We start from the raw sequence: 21,651 nt of genomic DNA on the forward strand, positions 1-21,651 counted from the left end.
AAGATATAATCATTTCCATCGTGACAAAAGCCAACATTGACGCCCTTACCCCCAAAATCGAATAGCTCCGCGATATTACCGACAGAATTTGCAAAGAACAAATAGCTCGCTACGAAGAGCGGAATCGAAAATAATATACAACTACTTTATCTAATACATTATGAACAGAATACTATTTATTTTTATTCTCGCTTGGACATTCTATGTCCCGGGACATGCCCAAAGTCAAGATTCGGTTCAGGTCTATGATGGAACGACACTCTTTACGGGCGATACGATTCGTATCGGCTACAAAGGATTAAACAACGAAAAGTACTGGGAAATTCAAGAACCTACAATGACTGAATTCGGAGTACGCTACAATCCGGTAAAGGCGAATCTTGATCTCAAAACAGCGAAAGTAATCGATTGCAATCCTAAAAATGCAGATAAGATTTTCTTTAACGGGCGTCCGGTAATCGTCGTTTCAGCAGACGGTTATCCCAACGAATTATATGTGAATATCGACCCGGCGATAGCAAGAGGAGAGATCGCATGGGTATACGAAGACCACACCGCAGAAAATGCGACGGAGCTTACCCCCGAATTAATGCTGGCTTGTTGTATACGCAGCAACAATCTTCCTATAACGGATTATGTTCTTCAGTACTTAATCAAAATAAAAGACAAAAAACTTTATCAAGCCTGCCTGAGCGACGAATTCGAATACAACAAGGCAAAGCCGGAATACGAAAATATGCTCAAAGACTTAATGGCTGGATTCGATTTTTCGAAAACCTATTATATTAAAACAGATCTTTCAATCGATAAATATAATTTTCAGGATAACGGATATCCGGTAGATTTTTATGGCAGCCACAGCCAATACTTTATTCCACAGCCGGATTTTAATTTTTTACCGACCAACCGGGAACATTTCAAATTTCTGCCCGTATCGCCCAGCGATGGCGAAAAAGCCAACAAAAGGCGCAAAGGAGTGTCCAGTACCGGCTATATCCCCTCGCTCGCGTATGGCCGTGTCTATATGAAATTGCTCGACAAAAGAATGGAGCTTCCTAAAAATGAAGTTCTAAACATGGAAAGGATGTATCGGCAATCTGTCATTGGAGCCGAGATTTTGAAAATGGAAGTGTATGATTGCCCAAATTGCGAATATAATCTGATGGGAGTCATAAAATAAATCAAGCGTTTTGAGAAACGGGCTGAGTTTTCATTCTCAGCCCGTTTTCGTTAATCAACGGTTTTAGTGAGCAGGCCGCTTTTTCTGCAGGTCATTCGCTTCCTGATACCTACGGTTCACTCCGGCATAATCGACCGTTTCAGCCTCCGTCTCGTATTCGCGGGCAATCTGTTTGCTTTTTCGAATCGCCGAATCGCTCGGATGAAAGTCGTACACATCGTCGAGTATCAGGATCATCGAGTCGCGCCCGTAATTGTATGCCCGCAGGTAGCGGTATTTCCAACTGTCGCGCCTGTACTGCCAGAAATCGGAAGACAACGTAACCATGACGGCGATGGAAACGGCCAATAACGCTTTCCAGAAATGATTCCGGTTGCGTAGCCGCTGATTTCGCAGGACGCTGTTTTCAAAATTCTCGACGGACGTTTTCAACTCGGCGAACCCAGCCAATAATACGCTTTCGATTTTTTTCATGTCGGAACGGACCGCAGCCTCGATCTGTTCGCACAACCTTTCGACGGATTTTGTAGATGCCTTGTCCCGGTTGATGAGCGCAATCTCATTCAAGATCTTTCGATACAGGTCTTCGAGGTTCGTCATGTCGGGCAAGCTGAAATTGAAATTCGGCGAAAGATTGGAAACCGTCCGTACCATTAACTGCATCTGTTGTACATAGAACTCAAAGCCTACTTTCAGGCTTAAAATATCGGCTTTCAAATCCAGATCGACCGTACTGCCGTCGGACGGTGTCGCATTTGCGTCCGGTCGGTTCTTTTTCAGGTCGGTCACGATATTCAGGATTTTATTGACCGTAGCATATAACTCGGTTAATAATTCAGTATTTTCCATCATTAAAATTTCATTTTAAATTGTTGTTTCGGTTTGATTTGCCGCTTACGGTTGTTCTCGGCGATCTGATTGAGAATAGCCTCGGTCGTAGCCGCGATCAGGGCCGTAATACGGGCGATATACTCTTCTTGGGATTCTCCGAGGCGGCGTTGCATCTGTTCGGGCGATATGCCGATCCCGCAGTCCGACGGCGGCAGCGGGATGCGACCGCAACCGCCGAAACGCTTCAGGTCGAGTTCTCCGCAGTCTTTCGCCGAAAATCCGCCTTTGCCGAAAGCGGACAAATAACCGCTGACAGCCGTTTGCAGTTTGCCGACGGATTGTACCGAATATTGTACGCCCGTGCGTTGCGTGGTATGCACGACCGGAGCGACACGGGGCCCGACGGACGATGCTCCGGAAACCGGAGCCTGTGCCCGGCTTTGGCTCTGACCCGGAGAAAAACGGCGGTCGAGTTTCGAGAAGCTGAACGCGCGATCCACTTTCGACCCCGAAAAGGTGCGCCCGTTCTGACTGAATAGCACCCCCTGTTTCCGGTCGGAATGTCCGTTGTATTTGAAATGCATCGTAACGCCCTGCTTCCGCAACCTATTTTCCAACTCGGGCCACGACCGGCAATGCGGCAATACATTTTTCACGGCATGGTAAATCTGGTAGCGGGTTTTGTCGGGCTCCCGCAGCCGATCCACGTTCACGCGCTCTTTACCCGGAGAAAAATACAGGCCGTATTTCTGCGTCAGTTCCTTGCACGCCTTTTCATTGCGGTAGCGGTCGTTGCCGTCCGGGATCGCTTTTCCCCGGTTATCGACGCGGTTATACACCAAATGGCAATGCGGATGCTCCCGGTCGGTATGCCGGACAAGAATATACTGCGTATCGCACACGTTCATTTTCTCCATGTACTCGCGGGCGATCTGCGTCATCGTCCGGTCGGATATTTTTTCGCCGGGCGCAAAACTCAACGACGTATGGCATACGCAATTTTTAATTCCGGGATTCAGTCAGGTCTGATCTCTGAAGCTGGTAATAACGGATTGCTTCGATTGGGGATCGACTCCGCAACTGTCGATCAGGCGGGCTTTGCCTTCGCCCTTATACAGGTAGTTCACGCATCCGGCGAACGACGTTCCCTTAACGATCTTTCCGATCATAGCGTACAGTCTTTAAAATTCGGGTAACGGAATCGAGCGCCCGTTCCAATTCGGTTACGGAAGCGGCATGAGCGACCGCATTGGCATGGCGGGCCAACTGATTCAGGTTATTGGAGACTGCTCTCAACTCCCGGACGAATTGCAAATGGTCGGGCGAGAAACGCTCGCGGACGAATCCCTGCATCAATGTCTCGCGTATCACTCAACCGGGCGAACGACCACTCTGGCGGCACAACGACTGAAGCCGGATTTTCTCTTGGGTATTCAACCGGACGCTTACTAAAAAAGATCGCGTTTGCGAAGCGGGCAGCATCGGGCGCCCGCCTTTGTTCAATAAATTTTTCATGGTTTTCAACGATTGATTTTAATAATAAATTTGAGTCAGACCAACGGGATTTTCGATCCGACCGACGGGAGCAAGCGGGTTAATGTTTACATTAACATAAACTTGCTTCCACTCTTTTTACCCGTACTGTAAATATGAACGCCGAATCACGGCGTCAATAGAAAAAGTGCCGACGAACCAGTCCGCACTGAGCACGCCGGGACAGCCGAACCCGGACTCTGAGACCCTGAAAATCTCGGAGGGAGGGTTCGGTTGTCCCGGCGCATGGCATGAGTTTCCCGCTGTCCATCGTACTACTTTTTTCGGGCAGCACTACGGGCAACGGCTAAAACGGCCTGCGTCGGTTCGTCTTTGGATCGGGTTTGGCTCTCGGCTCACATGAGCAACTCCCGCCGGGAGAATACGAGCCGATTGCCGTACTTGCGGTGCGGCAGAAGACGGGCAGAAGTAAGTTTGTAGATTTTGGCTCTCGAGGTGGGATAACCGTTATCCCGCAAAAGCTCCAAAGCACCGGAAAGAGCGATCGTATCAGGCGGCACTGCCTGCGGTGTCCTTCAGTCGGGCAGGACAGCCGCTAATGCATCCCGGATGATCGTTTCGAGTTCTTCCCTTGTCGTTACAATGATTTCGGACATGACTTGAAATTTAAAGGGTTCGACGATATAAAAACTCTAACAATAAACGATTTATTGTGTTTCGGCATCTAAGATACGAACCACGATGCAAAATGTTTCAACCGTTCCGGCTGTTTCCGGTTATTTCCGGCCCTTTACCGAATTGTCCAATGCAAAAGTTATTTCTTTTTCTTATCGGCAGAATCCGCCTCAACTGCTTTCAGGGCTTTGGCATTTAAGCGCGAAACGACTTTTTTACCCGTTTTGGCTTCGATCTCCTTACGGGTATTCCCGGCGATCGTTCCGCCTTGATACGCGATTTTCCGGTTCTCGGCAACCGTTTTCGGCTGTTTCTCTTTCGATATTTCGGTCGTGGTCGCTTCGGCCAGCATGTTCAGCACCAATTCCAGATTGGTCATGTTATCGCGCAGGCTCTCGGTCTTTAAACCTTTATAACGCTTGTAGTCTTTCGTAGTCATACCCGCCCATCCGTGCGTAATAATATCGGTCAGCGTCGCAAACTCCTGCCCTTTTTTCACGCCCCGGCGTTCCCATTCGTCGGTCAGCTCGCGCCGGACTTCGATGGACTTCAGCCGTTGGTTGATCCAGTTGTCGGAATAACCTTTGCGGTGGTAATACTCCATCATTCGGTCGATGCCTTGTTCCGGATCGTCGATCTCTTCCAGACGTTCGCGCCCGATCTCGGCCAGCCACATTTTGAACGGCTCGGCTTTCGGCGAGGGGATAGACTGGATCAGGCGGAAAAGCTGTTCGATGTCGGCCACGTCGGTCAGACGCATCTTTCCGTCGGAAGCCTGCATTTTCAACTGGTGACAATTTGTCACCGTTTCATTTCCTTCCTCTTTCAGCCGCTGTTTCAGTTTGTTCCAGTATTTTCGTCCATCCATGCTGTCGGTTAGTGCGCTAACCACGTCCACAATGGATATATACCACTTCTCCGCATCCTCGTCCCATACGGAACGGACTTGTTTATCTTCGAACAGTTTGATCGCATTTTCTTTTGTCATGGCCGGATAATTTTCTGTATAAAGGTAATTATTTGTTTCCGAAATTCGTCAGCAAAGCGGCGTTCTTCTGCCGTTCCTCTTTCTCGAACGAGGCGAGGTAACTTTCCGTTGTTTTGAGACTGTTGTGTCCGAGGCTTTCGGAAATATAGGCGATGTTCGCCCCACTCCGTTTCAGAACCGTAGCGTAGGAATGGCGGGCCGTGTAGGTGCTGATCCCGTCGATGCCGAACTTTTCTCCGATCACTTTCATATGTTCATTGATACGTTTAGTCAAATCTTTCGTGCGCTTTTTATGAATCAACGGATCGTCGGTCGGTTTGATAAGAGGAAAGATCAGACTATCCGGACTCGGGGGATTTCCCCAACGATCCATAATTCTTTGCATCTCCGGCGTAATAATCGCTTTAATTTCTTTGATGGTATTCGTTGTATTGGCTGTTTTCTGACGTACATAACAAATCTCCCCGTCTACAATATTTTTATATTTCAATCGCACGAGGTCTGCGGTATTGATGCCGTTGCATAAGTACATAAAAAACCATATGTCACGGTAACGTTCCGTGTCTTTCCCGTCCTCGTATTTCAGAATTTGTGCTATCTGTTCCAATGTCAACGCTTTTTTCCGACCCTCGCCGGTTTTGATCTCATAGCGGTCTTTTCCAAAAGGATATTGGGATTCTTTGATCGCTCCGGACTTCCGGGCGAGGTTCATCATGGCACGGATCGCCCGCATATGCATTCCGACGGTCGTATGGTTTTTATCTTTCAACAAAAACTTTTCGAAACGCCGGAGCCAATCGACCGTGATATAATCGAATGGAATTTGTTTGCCTCCGAATTTCTCGACATTTTTCAGAATGTTATCATAGTAAAGCATCGTACCGATCCGTTCCTCCTTTAAAAGGCTGTCAATTTTGACTTGGAAAGCGGCATTAATGGTATCTCCTGCATTACGGCTTAAACGCACATTCAGCGCGTCGAAAGTAAACTCGCCTTTCTCGGCCAATGCGATTACATTGGCCTTAACAAGCGAAAAGCTATTCTCTATATCTTTCCGAATCTCCCCCAATTCATGTGAACGGGTATTAGGCAATCTTCCCCAATCATCGACAGATAACATTTTACCCGTCGAATAATACTTGCGTACACGTTTAAATGTCACACGGATTTTTACAGGATACGATCCGTTCTTATTCTCCTTACGGTCATCCAGAATGGATGAGACCGTGATTCCGTCTTTCGAATAGTTATACATATTGATCCCCGTTAAACGATTAAACCTGAAATGGTGCACACAAATTTACCTTATCAGTTTTACAAATATAGTATAAATATCTGAAAAACAAATATAATAACAAGATTAACAATCTAAAAATGGTGCACACAATTTGCACACAACTATTGAATTTAGAAGAAAAATAAGGAAATTACATTTTTCGAATTGTAATAATAAATGCCTAATAAATAGTATTTTATAAAAAAATTACAACTAAAAGAAAACAAATATAAAGTAAATAATACGACTGTTAATCAGGGGGTAATAGGTTCAAGTCCTAGTTGAGGAGCTTAAAAATCAAGCACTTGCAAATTCCTTTGCAAGTGCTTTTTCATTGAATACTCAATGTGCCTTGCGTAAGTTTTAAACTCTGTCCTTTCTCTTTGTGTTGCCTATGTTATTATTGCCAACCTACACAGGACACGTAATTGGGAATGCAATCCCCGCCCGGCCGTTTATTTCCGACCTTTCTTCCCACGTTTCACCCTTTTAATTAACGCTTCAGTCAGACTGTCGAGGTAGGGTTTCAGAACTCCGTGCCGCTGGTTCATCTTGATATTACCGGCTTCCTCAGGACTCATTTGATACCGTTGCGTTCCTGCATCAAATGGCGATGGTAGGTACTGACATAACGGGAAAATCCGTTGAGAGTCCCCCGCACTGCCGGCATATCTCGATATAGGAGAGGTCGGTGGCTGCGTACAATTCAGTGTCGGATGATATTTTGCTTCCATCTCCAGCTTGCACTCTCTTGTCCGGTTACATTTGTTCTCTTTTAAGGCTGCTCCGATTTTATTCTACTTTTCCCGTTGATACACAATTTACTTACATCACCGCTAATCGTCAAATTTGATTCTTCTCCCATGATTATGGATCTACTACGCAACGCACAAAGCAAGCATCCGAACCTCCGGATCTAATTAGGTTGTCCGTACTGATAAAATTGAAATCAAATGAAAAATAGTTGATATCCCATCCCAGGCTGGCACCATCCGTCGGCGTAAAGTAGTCTTTAGGAATCTCCGCGTTTAACCAATAGATGGCTCCCGGTCGTTTGTATATGTCGTAAAACAACGGACGATCTTTAGGATCTGGATATAATTTTGTTCGGCCGCCAGCATATCTTAATACTCCATTGAGGATTTCAGGATCTCCCCAACTGGCAGTATAGCTTTGTTTTCTGTGTCCGTAGCCGGAGGCGCCAATGGGGAAGAACAGATTTTTGCCCGTATCGCTGTTATACGCGAAACAGCCTCTCATTCCACGTCCAGACGTACTGTGTTCATAGTCATAGCCGTAAGCATCTACGATATCATCGGCCGTTTCCGTGGCATCATCTCCGTACAATACACCGTATCCCTGCTCTACACTATCCGCCCTCAATTCCCAAAAGTCTGCGGCTGTAGCCACCCTGGCATTCGCCATTTGAGGAGCACCGAACTTATTGTCCTTACCAAGATTAGTAATGGTTGTCCACTCCATTTTGACTCCAGTTCCTGCATTGGTAAAGCCATCTTCAGGATATACTTTGAAATCTTCCGGCGTGACATTTATCCACGGTTCAAATGGGTTTTTATTACTCAATGCGTCTATCGGCTGATTCCAATTTCCGAATTTGAACAGCGACCCTTCGTCCAACGGAGTGGAAGCCAGGTCGGTCGAAGTCTTCATATTCTTGGCATACCACTTCACGCCGCCTGTAACCAAATCGTCAGGCTTGTCACCTTGCCGTATGAAAATCAGATGCTGGCAGGTATAATTGTGATATTCCACGCGGATAATAGCGTAACGGTTCTCTGTCGAACTCCCGGAGAAATCCACGCTGAAGTCAATCTCGCTGCCGGTTTTACCATATATGGCTTTTCCATATTCCGGATCATCCTTTAACTCTGTTTTGTCCGATGTTACCGACAGGGTGATTCCATCTCCGTTATATCTCTTGATGACATAGGCTTTCCATGGGCCTTCGGATTGGAATGTCTTGAATATTTGGTCATTCTCTCTCGGCAATCGCTTCAACACGACATGAAACGACTTATTATTTTCGGAAGATCGATATATGCCCTTCGGATTCACGACACGACGTACCTGGTATATCGGAACTTCATTATAAAAGCACTCATCCAATCCTTCCAGCTTAGTTGTAATCTCGACTCTCGCCAATCTCTGATATGCCACGTAAGGATTGTTTCCGGTGTATCCGGTCGTTGATATCATCTGCTTGGCGCGCGTGTACATAGGAATATATATGTTGTATGTATTCTCTTCCGTAGGATGTTTCTCTACACGGTATTTATCGTCCGATTCAGAACCGGCAGTCGTAAAATCTTCGGATATTTTACCGTCGGGCAAAGTAAAATCTTTATATTCACGTTCTCCTCGTTTAGGAACAGTATTGTAGTATTGCTCATTTGTTCCGATTTTATCTGCATATAGGACCGTTTCCGTTGTTTTATGTAATGACAGGAAACCGTTCCACGGTGCGTCAACACCATTCAGAGCACCCGTATAATAAATATCGCTGCTGGCGTTATGGGGCGCCCAATTGTTTTCCTTGATTTCCGCTTTTATGTACTCTATCTTTCGACCGCCAGTATTCACCTTAATGGGATACATCATGGAATGGTTGTACAGGTATGAGATATAATAGGGCTCAGGAGTCATCACGCCCGGCTCCGGCTCCTCGTACTCGATATGCCAGTCCGCCTCGTTCGCGAAGTTTTTGAATTTCAATGTCAGCTTGTAGTGGCAGTTGCGCTTGGCGTTATAATCATGTATCACGTCCTGTCCCAGCATGAAACGATAAATGATGTGCCCGTTACCCAATCGCTCGGAATTGTTGGAGATGTAGTGCGCATGTACTTCAATGTATGTACCGTAAGGTACGTTATCTTTTAGGCGGTAATCAGGGTATTTATCCGGCTTGTTCGGCAATCCGGGGAAATCCAATATCCCGTTACCGTCTGAATCCTGCCTCTTGTCAGGCATACTACTACCCGCTCCCTGTATATTCTCGTAAAAGTATAGTGCGGGAGCTGTTTCATCGTGAGAACCGAAATGGGGACTACCTACCGCGACACGATGGTCTGCACAGCCTTCTCCGTATTCAAAACCTTCTGTTATATCTCCTTCATGATAAGTAATGATTTCTCCATCAATCATATCAGGCCCGGTCTCTGGCACACTCAAGGTGTACCCCTCTTTTCCCACATTATTTTCCTTTCCCAAATAGCATTGCAAAGGAATATCTTTAATCTGCACGGATTGGAGATAGATAAACACTCCTTCTTTCAATGCGCTACCGTCGTATGCCACGGTCACTTTGGAAGCCGCACGGCGTAGCCACGCGTGGAGTTTTACGCTTTTTTCATTTACTACAAGAGACTCGTCGTCCGCCGATAGAGCGGGAACGGAGCTTTTTGTGAAAAAGCCAATCATCTGACCATTGTTAACCACGTCTTTAGAGTCCCATGTGAGGGGAATACTTTTGAGCTCGTCTATCGTTTGTATGGCATCAGAATAGGCCGTATTTGTAAGCAGGTCTGGGATGTTCGCCACGGCATACATATAATATTTGCCGAAGTTGATTTCCTCCGGCAGCTTGAAAGTGGCGCGTTTGGTACTTGTTTCCGCACTGTTCCCGTTTTCAGCATTCGTATCATCACGTTTTTCATCGGACACGGAATATTCTTCTATCTCCCAACTGTTTATTAACTTCTTTGTACTGTGATCATACAACAATATATGCAAGCTATTGATACCCTTTAATGCATCTCCGGCAGCCCGTGTCCGGCTCAGTGCCGAGGACATGGGTTTGAAATCCAACGTGGCGGATATACTTGCCTTGCCTTCACCTATGGTTTCTTCCTTCATAAATTCGTCATAACAACCTGTAACGGTTGAAATCATCAGGAAGAGAACGGTATGTCGTACAAAATGCTTCATATACTTATTTATTGTTTTATAATCCGAATTCCGGTTCAAGGATTACCTCGCTATATGGAATCACATCCACTATGATTTCATTACTATTATACATTGTTATATCCACCACGACATGGGTGTTGCGGAAAAGTGCCTTCAAGTTGGGTAACTTGCAGACGAAAGGTTCATCCCTTCCGGTTATCTTGATTGTCAGGGTGTACTCCTGCTCGCCGTCTGTTGCTCCCGCTTTGGGGCTCTTGCTTTCGGGCAGGTAGAAAACGGGAATATTCTTCGCCACACCCGGTTTCGAGTTATCGAGGTTGTCTATATCCACTGTCGGTTTTCCAACGGTAACCGTCCCGTGGGTATAGGTGATTGCCTTATCCGCTTGTGCCGGCAGTTCGTAGTCTTTCAGCCAGCCGGCGGCTTCCGTGACGGCGTAATCGTCATTTTCGGACGAGGCGTCGGAAACCTCCTTCAACCAATCTATCCAAGTTTTTCCGTTGAAAAGTTGCTCGTTCTGTTCGCTGTCATTGACATGCGCCATCAGAAAGTTCTTGTCGGCATGGCTCGCTATGGTGAAATTGTCCACAATTACTTCCTCTCCACGCCAGTTCATAAAGTTCACCATGAATTTGGTGGCGACACGTACCACGTAGAACGTCCCGTCGAAATTCCCTTTTTCAGGAAAATCTATCTCGTACATGGAGGACATCGGGATGGGTTTTCCGCCCGAATAGTCCGGAGCGAAGTAGAGGTTGTTCACCACGGCTTCAAAGCCGGGCATTCCTTCTGTATAACTGTTGAAGAAAGCGGTCAGCGTTTGATTTTCACCCTCTACAGTTACACCTTCTACCGTGGACACGCTCTCTTCATTGGCGAAGAGGAATATCTTCTTCTTTTCGTTCGGTGTTACCTTGAGTAAAATGGTTTTCTGTGCCTGCGCACCCTCCAGCGAAAAGTGGCGGTTATGTTCCACCGTTCCGTCAGCCGCATGTAGTACAACCACGCGTACACTGTTCATCTTCTCGTTGTCGGGCAGTTCTGCCGTACTCGCCCTTGTTTGTCCTATGGTGGCGATATTCAGATACAGGACAGCTTCCGTAACGTTGTCCGGCAAGGATTCTTCCTGACTGCTGCACGCCACCATAAAAAGCAATGCGAATGCCGTCAGGCAGATTACAATGCTATGTATAATGTTCGGTTTCATCAGTCCAACCTTTCTTCCTGATTATTCAATTTCAATGTTACTCGGCACCACACGCCAAGAGTGAATCAGTATGTAGCTGTTGATCCACTGGTTGTCCTCGTCAAGGAAGAATGTCATCACATAGTCGTCCTCGCGGTCCAGGAACTCCTGGTCGGTCATCGAACGGTTGTACTCTTCCTCGTAATAGTCCTTTGCCAACAGCGCATAGTCTATCACCGGGATGCGGGCCACCGTTTCGCCGTCTTCTTTGCCGGCGATGGTCAGAAACATCTTCTCACGATGTGTTTCCATCATACGTCCCACGGTCAGGTCGGCGATGGCCCCCTTTACTTGGATGACGGCACGGGTATCATCTTTTCCTACGCCAGCCTCGCCGTTCTGCGTTTTCCAAGGACGGTAGGTAATGTTCTCGTCTTCCATCAATTCATTGTCATGAGCCATCAAACCGTTCTCGTCCTCTATACGGAAGGCGAATTGATTCACATCCACATCCTCTCCCGAAAGGTGATGCAGTATGACGCGGACATGATTGGTGTTCTTGGTCAGGCACATGGTGTAATCGTAACTGTCCCCGTCATCGTTCGAGGGCAGCGACACATCCAAAGTGCCATGAAAGAGGCGGTAAAGCCTTTCTTTGCTGTATGCGCCGGACTCGTCGTACTTACGGTTCAGGGCACACTGCAACTGCTTCATACGGGTCTCGCCGACACGGGCTTCGGGTACGGAGAAAGACTCTTCACGCTCGCCATCGTTCCGGAGACCGCACCATGCCAACAGTCGATAATCGCCGGCGGGCAGGTCGAGCGACATCGAGTAGTTCTCCGCCGTAGTCGGATCTATCTGTTCTTCACGCTGCCATACCAGTACACCCGATTTGTCGAAGGCATACAGGTGAACTGATGAAACCTCGTTTGCGAAAGCATCAGCCCACTTCAAGTTCTTATCGTAACGGAATTTGAGCCGGTAATATACCGAACAGTCGCCTTCTTCCTCGTAGAACCATCTGTCGCAGGACGGAAGAGCCGACAGGCAGACTGACGCCACGCAGACCTTGGCTGCCAAATTCCTTATCATTGCCCGTATATCCATATCGTTTACTCTTTCTTGATATTTATATATTGTGTGCGGAATTTCCGCATCCGGATTTTCTCGTCAAATGGGATACCTGTCTTGCGTTCAGGTCTCCGATGCCGCACCTCCCTTGTGTACCGGTGGGCGGGTACTGTATTCGTTATTCTGTTTAATTAATATGTGTGGGAGACGGGAGCCGCCTCCCACACTGTATGTATCAGGAACGCCTTCGGGCGTCCGGGTTCATATTACCACTTCAACTCATAGTTGTTCTCGACAATGCGCCAAGACAGGATATCGATTTCAGCAGCGATGTAGTGGTCATTGTCTTCGGGCTTCTCGGGATAAATTACCTGGTCGGGATCGTAAACAGGGGTGCCGAGACCGGCGATCTTAGTCACGGTTGTTTTATATATGTGATTGCGAACTATACCTTTGGTAGCCGTTTCGTTAGTTTGATTAGCTTCTTTATGATGAACAATCTCATAGTAATAGTAGGTCATACCGGACTTCCAGACCAGAGCCCTGTCAACTATATCCTTGTCTGCAAGTTTGCCGTTAATGACATCGGATGAAACAGTTGCCGTCACGGCGGTGTTTGAAGAAGTGTACCACTTCTTCGCTTTTGCGACATCTGTCAACTGGGCATATACATAGCAGTTGCGCGCTTTTCCATCGCTTGGCTCGGATGTTGCCTGTCCCACGATTACAATCTTAAGATCGCTGGCACTAAGCCCTGTACGTGTCGTGTTGTCTCCCGAATAGTAAGTATATCCACCGGCTGTCAATTGATTGAGAATACTTGCCTTCAATACGGGGAGGTTTGAAGACTCGGTCGTAGAATATGTGTCGGCAGAATAGATACCCAAGTGTCTTATAATAGTGAAAGGCGTTGTACCGTCTGCCTTACAAAGAGTCCCCTTGAGGATAACCTTGGTGCGGTTGATAGAGGAACTCGCATAATCCAAAGCATTCTCATTGGTGTACAATGAAGTGCTAAAGGCATTATTGATAGTGTTGTTGTAAGTATCATAGTCGTTCGCGGCATCCTCAGAATTGATGGCCCAGAAACTGCGGTGTGTGCCGTTCCACCAACTACTTGTCCATGTGGGATCAATAGCCTTGACCAATCTGCCCTCATCGGTTTCGGCGGTCAGGCTCCAACCGTTGAGTTTCAGGTAAACCTGTTCTCCACCTACTGGTACTTTGAGGTCATTACCATCCTTATCTTTCAGTGCAAGTTTGTCACTGCCGGCAGCACTTACAGCAGAACCCAGGGCAACGCTGACCTTGGCCACGCTACGCTCGACATAGATTGTGACGGGGTTGGCCTTGGCAAGGGCTTCAGTTTTCTGTAGATGGTCAGACTCGATAGGGACAGCACATACCTCTGCGCTATTTTCCCCATATACGGAATTGAACATCACGAATTTGCCTTTTGTGGTCAGACCGGTGGCGGCATAATCGGCGGCAACAGCCTTCAGATTGGTAAGGCTCATTGATGTGTTACCCAAAAGGACATTACCATCATCATCTCTGGGAGGATTCAGCACAGCCGCAATTCTCTGCGGAAGTCTGTCTCCGTCCTTGGTACTGATGACAATCGTGGCCTTGAGTTTACTTCCGATATCATCGTTGCCATTTCCGTCAGGAAACGTCTGATCCGCATCAGTGGGTTCCCAGTCATAGAAGTTTACATAGCTGCCGTTTAAAAGTTTAACGTTAGCAACGGCGCCGTTCGCGGTGAAAAAATAAAAACGGACTTTTTCAACATCGTTTTCGGCTTCACTTCCATCCTCGTAACCGGCAGCGGCACGAGTACCTGTCACATCAGAGGACATCAGGTTTACGGCCATATAGCTGGTATTGGCCTCACCGTTACCGTTGTCCTCGCCGCCAGGAGTAATCTCCTCCTGTGAGCATCCTGCCATAAACAGGGCTGCCAGCATGGACATGAATAAAAAATTTCTTTTCATTGTCGATAAATTAAAATGTTTGAAAATATTGTTCCTTATCTCTTGGTTTATCCTGTCTATTTGAGGTCATTGCAATCTTTCGTTCAGTTCGTCGAGCGTCCTGCCGGCCTTTTCAAATCCCATCTCTTTCGCCTTGCTCAGGTACCGGCGTGCCGTGTTATAATCTTTCTTGCGTATGGCTAATGCGCCCCGTGCATAGACAGCCTCGGCGGAGTCGCCTGCCTTGTCGAGATACCTATGTGCCGTTTCAAAATCATCGCGCCGGATAGCGGCATTGGCGGCATTGAGGTTTGCAATCTCATCGTTCGGGAACATACGCACGGCTGTTTCAAAGACATCGGTAAACTCATCCGTGCCCGGTTCATACTTTCCGGCAACGAGGTAGAACTCATTCTGACTTAGCTTCTGCGGCTGCTCAGCCATAATGCGCTTTATCTCTTCCACTTCGCTGAACGTGCGTATGGCGTAGTCTATGCGGTAGTCCGTATGGCGCAACGCCGGATAGAAATGTTGCAGCATGAAGCGGTATTCTTCCGGGTAAGTGCGCTTGATCTTTGCCTCCTTGGCATCCGGTTCCATGTCGCTGTCTATCAAAGCCAGAATCTCCCCGCGATGGTTAATGTTCGATTGTTCCACCTGACGGCGCAGGCCCGCCCAGTCTTCCGGTTCGTAGTCTGTCCGGATGATACTGTCTGCAAAGTGGTACAGCTGCCCGATGTGCTTTTTAAGTGCGGCTGTACGCCCGATGGCCAGCTCCGTGTTGTGCTTGTAGGGACTTTCCGGCGAAGCGAAACCTTTCAGCCACACGGAAGTGATGGAGACATCCTTGTCGTTGCGTACGGAGTCGATAGTCGCCTGTATCTTGCCCAATTCGACCGTATTGCGACGGTAATCGGGATAAATCGCCGTTTGGTCGACCGGGAAGTCTATGTATGCCGATCCGGATAACGAACGACTTTTCATGATTTCCGCTTCGGGTTGCACAAATATCAATTCCGGGAAGAAAGCCTCTCGATGACGCCCCAATACGCCTTCGTATTCCGCCAATATCTCGTGACAACACCCCCAATCGCTGCGGTGGAATTTAAGCGTTGCCCCGTCCATCCAGTCTTCGTACTCCGTAAGGCTATTGTATGCCAGACTGTTCGGTTTGCCCGACGCGCGATAAACCGTTTCATTTTCCCCCGAGATACAGCCCATGCCGTTCCGTACGTAATAGTAGTACCGCCTGCGCCCGTAAATTCCCACCGAGGGCAGGTCAAGAGAATCCGTCCCGTTGACCAAACGCGGCGTGAGCAGCACGGTACGGTTGGCATCCACATCAAGTTTGTTTATATCCAAATTTATCTCCACGGCAAGGTATTTTCCTTCTCGATTCATGTTGGAATTTTCAACGGAAACACCAGGTATGACAGTATCGGTATTTTGTCCTACCGCTTCTGGCAAATGTCCCAATCCCAACAGGATTACCGGTATGAGTATTGTTCTTTTCATGTTAGTTGCATTTTTTAGAATAGATAAACCAGGTTGATGGCCGCTTTGGTGGGGCCCATGTAGTGGTGGGGCTTGTCCGTTTCCACCTTTTTGCCGCATCCGCTACACCGATACCTGTCATAGCGGGTATAAGAGTAGCCCAAACCGATTTCCGTTTCCAGATTCCAATGGCGGCCAAGGATAAAGGCGTAGCCGTATGATACGCCCGCACCGATAAACCAGCCTTGATAGCGGGTATCTTTCAGCTTCCGGAAGTCAGTGCCCAACATATTGATTTTCCCGTCGAATCCGCCGATGTTGTACTGTCCGCCATGTAAATGCGCACCGAAAAAGTGTCCGCCGAAGCGGTCGCATAGCCAATAGCGAACTTCCGGCTGCACTGCCCAGTGCTTCCACCGCCTGTCATGCGAAAGCGTCCATCCGTTGAACTGTCCGCTCACGTCCAATGTCCACCTGGGGGCGAACCCTACTTCAACACCCAGATTCGGGCTGAAAAAAGCATCGGAAAGCAGGTTGGTTTTCACCGCCACCTTCTGCGCATAGAGTTCCTGCGAGACACAGGAAACGACTATCGTAAACAATAAAAGCGCGCGTTTCATTTTCTATCTTCTATTTATCGTTTTACCATATCATTTATTCAAATATCTAACTACGATGCTTCAGCCCAGGCAATAAAAAGCGGCAATACAGACGGACACGGCAACTCCATGGTCTGGCATGTATCGTTGATAGGTATGATGATAGACACCTCCGGAAAGCGGCGGGAGTCAATTGATACAAAGAACGCCTTCGTTCCGGCGTACAAAGCATTGCCGGCACAAATCGCATTCTCTAAACACCGGTACGGACCCTCTCCCGAGAACCGTACGACATGCGGTGTCTTTCCCGAACTATATCGGAAACTGGCATCCCCACCATGCAAGCCGGTGGATTCGAAAAAAAACTGTGATTTTTTTATAAAAAGACCATAGATACCGGTAACCGATCGGTATCCGATGACAGCACTCTCCGTACGATAGATCGGCCTTGACGCCGACTGTTGGGCGCGAAGGAGATTGAAAGCCCCTGCACCTATGAAACACAGGCAGAGAGTAAGACACAGCATATACAGCCTTTTCTCCATATACGGGTTTCGTTTTGTGTTAAAAACTAACCGGTTATGGTGCCGTGTGCCGCAATCTAACAAAGGCCCGCAGAGGGACTGTACAACGATTCGCTATGTTTAGCGAAAAACCAGAAACAATTGCTGTGTATAATGCGCTTATACACAGCCTGAAATATCACGGACAATGTTTTACCGGAACGCAATCGCATTTCCGGGTAAATGATACGAGACATAATGCATTGGTTATAACCAGACTGCGGGAGACCGGCAAATATCGAAACGGTAAAACAATGCGCTGCAAGACGGCGCGGAGATGTACGAAAAAAAGCGTTCCAGACCGCTTACTGTGCGGTTTGTGGAGGGATCGGTTGCATGGCGATAATAGGTCCGAATAGGACACGATGCGGTAAAACAATCGGGGACGCGGTAAAACGGACGGACTTATCAAGAAAACTCCGTACCCGGACTATCCTGATTTACTGTTCTTATATTTTTTTTGCATAAAACGCAGATAATGTATATTTTTGTATCATAAAATGAAGACCAGTCCGGTTTTGTCTGTTTGTTGGCAGCAAGGATACGAAATCAGACAAGATTCGCTAAACATAGCGATTTTACTTTGGTTTTTCGCTAAACATAGCGAATCGCATGCTTAGGGCGGTTTCCCCCGTTCCCTCTTTTTCAATACAGCTTCGTGACTTTTTCGTTGATCCGGTCCACCGTGCCGCTGTCGAGTTGCGCCAGGTAGCATCGCGTCGTCCGTTCCGAGGTGTGGCCCAGGCCTTCGCTGATATGCGGCATCGGGACGCCCATGCCCCGGGCCTCGGTCGCCCACGTATGCCGGGCCACGTTGAAGGTCAGCCGGCGGCAGCCCACGCTCCGCGAGACTTTCTTCAGTTGTGTGATATAGTATTGCAGGGCCATGCGGTAAAAGGTATATAGTTTTCCGGGCGGCATGTCGCCAGCCATCTCTTCGTTTCTGAATGCCGAGCGGATCATGCCCCGCCCCATGCAGGGAAGCGCCCACGGGGAGGCGGGATCGTCGTAGCGGGAGATGATCTCCTGCAGTTGCGGCGTAAGGGCCACGCTGAACGGCTGGTGCGTCTTCTGCCGCTCGTAGTGCAGCGTGCCGCCACGGATATTCTCCTTACGCAGATAGCATATATCGACGAAAGACATGCCCCGTGCGTAGAAACTGAACAGGAACATATCGCGAGCCTCGTTCAGTTCGCGGTCCCCGAAATCGCTGGTGGCGAGGATACGCAGCAGACTGCGGTTGACGGCCAGTTTCGGGGTTCGGGCGGGCTTGAACGACACGTTCGGAAACGGGTCCCGGTGGATGGGGGCGCAGCCGTACACGCGGGCGCGGTTGTAGAGTGCATGCAGGGTCCTCAGATAGAATGTTACCGTATTGCGCTTGCGGCCCCGGCTTTCGAGGTAGGCCGCAAAGGCGGAGACCGTACCGCCGTCGAGCTGCGAAAAGCGCCATTGGCGGTGGGCCGCGAACTTGACCCACGCGCTCCGGAGCGAGCGGTACGAGCGGGCCGTGCCGAAGCGTCCAGCATTTTCGAGTTCGCGGGCAACATGCTCTGCGAAGATCTCCACGTAGCGGTTGTCGCCGCCGAGCTTATACGTTCCAGTGATGTCCGATACCGTGTAAGGTTTGCCGGTCTCGTGAAGGCGGTCGGCGATGGCTCGCAGTTGCCGGATATACTCTTCGATGCACTCATTCGCATCGCGGATCAAGGTGAGGTGGGCTTTGCCGCGGTTCGTAGCCACGGCACGCCCTCTCCGGGCGTCGAACTCTTCGGGGCGCAGGCGGTAAGGGGTGGTCAGGATGCTGCGGCGGCGGTTGTGGATCACCTGGACGATGAGCGCACGGCGCCCCGCCGAGTCTGGTCGGTAGTTGAGCCTGGGGGTAATGGAGGTTTTCATTGCGTTGTGCTTTGATCGGTTTATAAACTCTTGCGATAAACACCGGTAAAGCACACCCGAAAGCATAAGTGCAGGTGTTCCCACTACGGCCCTTCGAATGGAAGCATCGGGAATTCTGCATGATGGTATTTGTAGTTTTCCATTTTTTCTCTGTTTCCTTGCGGCATTACCCGTGTCTGAAATGATACATAAGGGCCCCAAGATACGCTTATTTGTCTGTTTGTCGACATGCAACGGAGGGTCTGACATCTGCGGCCGTCTTCTTCCGGACAATCGAACGGCCCCAGAAGAATCGTTTTCGAACGGGAATCGGTAAAAAAGGTAATTTGCCGGGCAAGGTACATACTGCAAGTTGTCACTGTTTCCAATAATCCGACACCATTTAATAACGCTATTTCAGATGATTGCGTTAAAGTGCCAGCCGGATCGCTCACCGACTATCAGACTGCCGGGGAGAGGATTTGGGTCACATAGAGGTTATAACGGACCACATACCCTTGCTAACCGAATAGCCTGAAACACGAAGACCTGGGACGCATAGGGATGCATTTTACCCTTGTGTTTCGGTTTTGCTACATATGGTGAATTCATAAAAAAGTCCATAACTTACTGATGACAGCATAATTATGGACTATATGATTTAGCTAAAAGATGCTTATTCACTACTTGTGAGGATTATAATCAAGGAGATTATGGTAAGAAATACAGATGTCATGCTGATTCTTACAATCAAATTGTCATTAACTACGATAGAAATATTATATAAATGCACAGCTTGTGATTTTTGAAAAGACTCTAAAGCTTGTGTTGGAGAATTACAAAACGATGGCATTCCGGTTTGGAATAAATCTTACTATGAACGCATAAAGATTCCCTTTGACAATACGAAATGTAAAAATTACATTTTAGTCCCTGTTTGCTTCGGCACATGCAGTCAACATTCTTATTCTGGGAATTTTGATGCAAACAAATGTAATCCATCGGAGAAAATTAAAATTTTAAAAGAGGATTCGTATAAAGGTATGTATGAATACATTTTAAATTATACAAAAGCCACACAATAACTTCTTACTTAGTTTGACATTAAAAACGTAAAATCATGAAAACTATTCAAAAACTCAAGAAGCTTCAGCTTACCTCCGATGAACTCTCCAAATTAAAGGGGGTATTGTAGAATTTAGAATCAGCATGTATTCCGACGTTGATAAAAATAAAGCTTATCACAGTGTTCCTGCGCTCCTGCGGAAATAACAAAACAAGTCCTCTGGTTGTAGTTGTAAATAAAGATAAATAAAAAAGTTATTGTGTAGCTTTTATTACTATATGAATACTAACAATAAACGGATCAATTTGCTAAAACCCTCTGTATTTACGAGGTGATAATTAAGCCCCGAGTAACATTTACCTTAATTCTATTTCCCCAGCACGGGAATCTGCACCTTTCCTTCGTCCCAGTCGCTGACCGTAACGGTAATTTCAGAGGATGTGACGTCGATGTGGATCGGAATTATCACCTCTTTACCGCAGTGATAATCGATCCGTTCGCCGTACCGGACCAGGTAGTCGGACAAAGAAATCTCTGCGATCGTCTCTTCTTCCGATCGCAAGGCCATCGAGTCGGTAAAGCGTTCCCCGAAAGCGGTTATTTCCCGCAGAAACACTCCCGTAGGGTCGAACAGCAGGGAGGCCATATGTCCGACCTCTTCATGCGTCGTGTTATTTCCCTTTTTATCGGTGTACCGGTATTCCACCACGAGGGTCGGTTTGGGATTGATCTCGATGTCGGTATCCTTTTTCAGCGAGCAGCCGCACACTTTGCGGAAGCACCGGCACAGGATACCGTCCGCACGTTTTCACAGCGGCAGGTCGTGGAGCCCTGCCGGGTGGAGGTCGCTTTCAGCAAAACGCTCCACATCCTTTTCCCCTCGGAGGCGGTCTATGTCGATCTGGGGAGTCTCGACCTGATCGCGGACAAGGCGGACGGGGCGCGGAACGTCGTGCGCGTCAAAGCCGCGAAACAGGGCTTCGAGGAAGAGACGAACTTTTCGGTCATCACGGCCGACGGATGCTTCTACTCTTTCACGGCGGTCTATTCCGAAAATCCTTCCCGGCTCAACATCGAGATGGAGGACTGACTGCACAAAGATCCCTACTCGGATTTTGCGAACCGGCAGACGTACATACGTCTCGACGAACTCGCCGGGGAGACGCCCCTTACGGTCAACCGGATCATGTACACGATTCTCAGGCGGAACGCTCGGGACATCCGAAGCGTCGGCAGCAAGCGTTTCGGAATGGAGGTACTGCTGCGCGGAGTCTACGTGCACGGCGATCTGTTCTATCTGCACGTGCTGATGCGGAACCATTCGAAGGTGGCTTTCGACATCGACTACATACGCTTTAAGGTCTGCGACCGGAAAACGGCACGCCGGACGGCCGTGCAGGAGACCTTCGTGAACCCGGTACGGGTATTCGACGAGATCACGCGCGTG

15 protein-coding genes and 1 pseudogene are annotated in these 21,651 nt (G+C 48.2%); 2 read left to right on the forward strand and 14 right to left on the reverse strand.

Annotated elements, in window-relative coordinates; translation table 11 throughout:
• Positions 1–160: 160 nt before the first annotated feature.
• Entirely contained in the window at positions 161–1,180 is a 1,020-nt protein-coding gene (locus C1A08_RS09830) for a DUF4852 domain-containing protein (protein WP_101573110.1), read from the forward strand.
• Between the two features lie 63 nt (positions 1,181–1,243).
• Here C1A08_RS09830 and C1A08_RS09835 read toward each other — a convergent pair whose 3' ends face one another.
• The 14 genes from C1A08_RS09835 to C1A08_RS09905 all read right to left on the reverse strand — a co-directional run bounded on the left by C1A08_RS09835 (position 1,244) and on the right by C1A08_RS09905 (position 20,973).
• The gene (locus C1A08_RS09835) at positions 1,244–2,032 is read right to left on the reverse strand and encodes a hypothetical protein (RefSeq protein WP_145996566.1); all 789 of its coding nucleotides are present in this window, start codon (positions 2,030–2,032) and stop codon (positions 1,244–1,246) included.
• On the reverse strand, positions 2,032–3,030 hold the full coding sequence (locus C1A08_RS09840) for a relaxase/mobilization nuclease domain-containing protein (RefSeq protein WP_306345981.1): 999 nt from the start codon (positions 3,028–3,030) through the stop codon (positions 2,032–2,034). The genes C1A08_RS09835 and C1A08_RS09840 overlap by 1 nt, the downstream gene beginning before the upstream one ends.
• Entirely contained in the window at positions 3,031–3,180 is a 150-nt protein-coding gene (locus C1A08_RS13445) for a hypothetical protein (protein ID WP_257937101.1), read from the reverse strand.
• Positions 3,161–3,382, reverse strand: a complete 222-nt coding sequence (gene mobC / locus C1A08_RS09845) for a plasmid mobilization relaxosome protein MobC (RefSeq protein WP_180951566.1) — start codon at positions 3,380–3,382, stop codon at positions 3,161–3,163. The genes C1A08_RS13445 and mobC overlap by 20 nt, the downstream gene beginning before the upstream one ends.
• 937 nt (positions 3,383–4,319) lie before the next feature.
• Positions 4,320–5,168, reverse strand: coding sequence for a BRO-N domain-containing protein (locus tag C1A08_RS09850; RefSeq protein ID WP_101573116.1), 849 nt, complete (start codon positions 5,166–5,168; stop codon positions 4,320–4,322).
• A 28-nt stretch (positions 5,169–5,196) separates the two neighbouring features.
• Entirely contained in the window at positions 5,197–6,423 is a 1,227-nt protein-coding gene (locus C1A08_RS09855) for a site-specific integrase (RefSeq protein WP_101573118.1), read from the reverse strand.
• Between the two features lie 888 nt (positions 6,424–7,311).
• A complete protein-coding gene (locus C1A08_RS09865) occupies positions 7,312–10,389 on the reverse strand; it encodes a DUF4906 domain-containing protein (RefSeq protein WP_101573120.1) in 3,078 nt (1,025 codons plus the stop codon).
• A 16-nt stretch (positions 10,390–10,405) separates the two neighbouring features.
• Positions 10,406–11,578: a hypothetical protein gene (locus C1A08_RS09870; RefSeq protein WP_145996567.1), complete on the reverse strand. Its 1,173-nt coding sequence runs from the start codon at positions 11,576–11,578 to the stop codon at positions 10,406–10,408.
• Positions 11,579–11,599: 21 nt separating this feature from the next.
• Complete coding sequence (locus C1A08_RS09875; RefSeq protein WP_257937102.1) at positions 11,600–12,652, reverse strand: FimB/Mfa2 family fimbrial subunit; 1,053 nt, start codon at positions 12,650–12,652, stop codon at positions 11,600–11,602.
• 245 nt (positions 12,653–12,897) lie between these two features.
• The gene (locus C1A08_RS09880; RefSeq protein ID WP_101573125.1) at positions 12,898–14,625 is read right to left on the reverse strand and encodes an Mfa1 family fimbria major subunit; all 1,728 of its coding nucleotides are present in this window, start codon (positions 14,623–14,625) and stop codon (positions 12,898–12,900) included.
• Between the two features lie 66 nt (positions 14,626–14,691).
• Entirely contained in the window at positions 14,692–16,119 is a 1,428-nt protein-coding gene (locus C1A08_RS09885; protein ID WP_101573126.1) for a DUF3868 domain-containing protein, read from the reverse strand.
• A gap of 14 nt (positions 16,120–16,133) precedes the next feature.
• Complete coding sequence (locus C1A08_RS09890) at positions 16,134–16,718, reverse strand: DUF3575 domain-containing protein (RefSeq protein ID WP_101573128.1); 585 nt, start codon at positions 16,716–16,718, stop codon at positions 16,134–16,136.
• Between the two features lie 1,187 nt (positions 16,719–17,905).
• The gene (locus C1A08_RS09900; RefSeq protein WP_172970794.1) at positions 17,906–19,159 is read right to left on the reverse strand and encodes a site-specific integrase; all 1,254 of its coding nucleotides are present in this window, start codon (positions 19,157–19,159) and stop codon (positions 17,906–17,908) included.
• A gap of 1,412 nt (positions 19,160–20,571) precedes the next feature.
• Complete coding sequence (locus C1A08_RS09905) at positions 20,572–20,973, reverse strand: hypothetical protein (protein WP_101573134.1); 402 nt, start codon at positions 20,971–20,973, stop codon at positions 20,572–20,574.
• Positions 20,974–21,042: 69 nt separating this feature from the next.
• On the opposite strand from C1A08_RS09905, the pseudogene traN reads away from it, so the two are divergent.
• Positions 21,043–21,651, forward strand: a pseudogene (traN, locus tag C1A08_RS09910) (conjugative transposon protein TraN); the annotation flags it as partial.

Origin of the sequence: Alistipes sp. cv1, assembly GCF_900240235.1 — a bacterium.
GTDB classification, from domain to species: Bacteria; Bacteroidota; Bacteroidia; order Bacteroidales; family Rikenellaceae; genus Alistipes_A; species Alistipes_A hominis.

Excerpts from the sequence above, each read along its gene's own strand:
- C1A08_RS09830 (WP_101573110.1), top strand. The coding sequence starts at position 161 with ATGAACAGAATACTATTTATTTTTATTCTCGCTTGGACATTCTATGTC.
- C1A08_RS09835 (WP_145996566.1), bottom strand. The coding sequence starts at position 2,032 with ATGATGGAAAATACTGAATTATTAACCGAGTTATATGCTACGGTCAAT.
- C1A08_RS13445 (WP_257937101.1), bottom strand. The coding sequence starts at position 3,180 with ATGATCGGAAAGATCGTTAAGGGAACGTCGTTCGCCGGATGCGTGAAC.
- C1A08_RS09850 (WP_101573116.1), bottom strand. The coding sequence starts at position 5,168 with ATGACAAAAGAAAATGCGATCAAACTGTTCGAAGATAAACAAGTCCGT.
- C1A08_RS09855 (WP_101573118.1), bottom strand. The coding sequence starts at position 6,423 with ATGTATAACTATTCGAAAGACGGAATCACGGTCTCATCCATTCTGGAT.
- C1A08_RS09865 (WP_101573120.1), bottom strand. The coding sequence starts at position 10,389 with ATGAAGCATTTTGTACGACATACCGTTCTCTTCCTGATGATTTCAACC.
- C1A08_RS09870 (WP_145996567.1), bottom strand. The coding sequence starts at position 11,578 with ATGAAACCGAACATTATACATAGCATTGTAATCTGCCTGACGGCATTC.
- C1A08_RS09875 (WP_257937102.1), bottom strand. The coding sequence starts at position 12,652 with ATGATAAGGAATTTGGCAGCCAAGGTCTGCGTGGCGTCAGTCTGCCTG.
- C1A08_RS09880 (WP_101573125.1), bottom strand. The coding sequence starts at position 14,625 with ATGAAAAGAAATTTTTTATTCATGTCCATGCTGGCAGCCCTGTTTATG.
- C1A08_RS09885 (WP_101573126.1), bottom strand. The coding sequence starts at position 16,119 with ATGAAAAGAACAATACTCATACCGGTAATCCTGTTGGGATTGGGACAT.
- C1A08_RS09890 (WP_101573128.1), bottom strand. The coding sequence starts at position 16,718 with ATGAAACGCGCGCTTTTATTGTTTACGATAGTCGTTTCCTGTGTCTCG.
- C1A08_RS09900 (WP_172970794.1), bottom strand. The coding sequence starts at position 19,159 with ATGAAAACCTCCATTACCCCCAGGCTCAACTACCGACCAGACTCGGCG.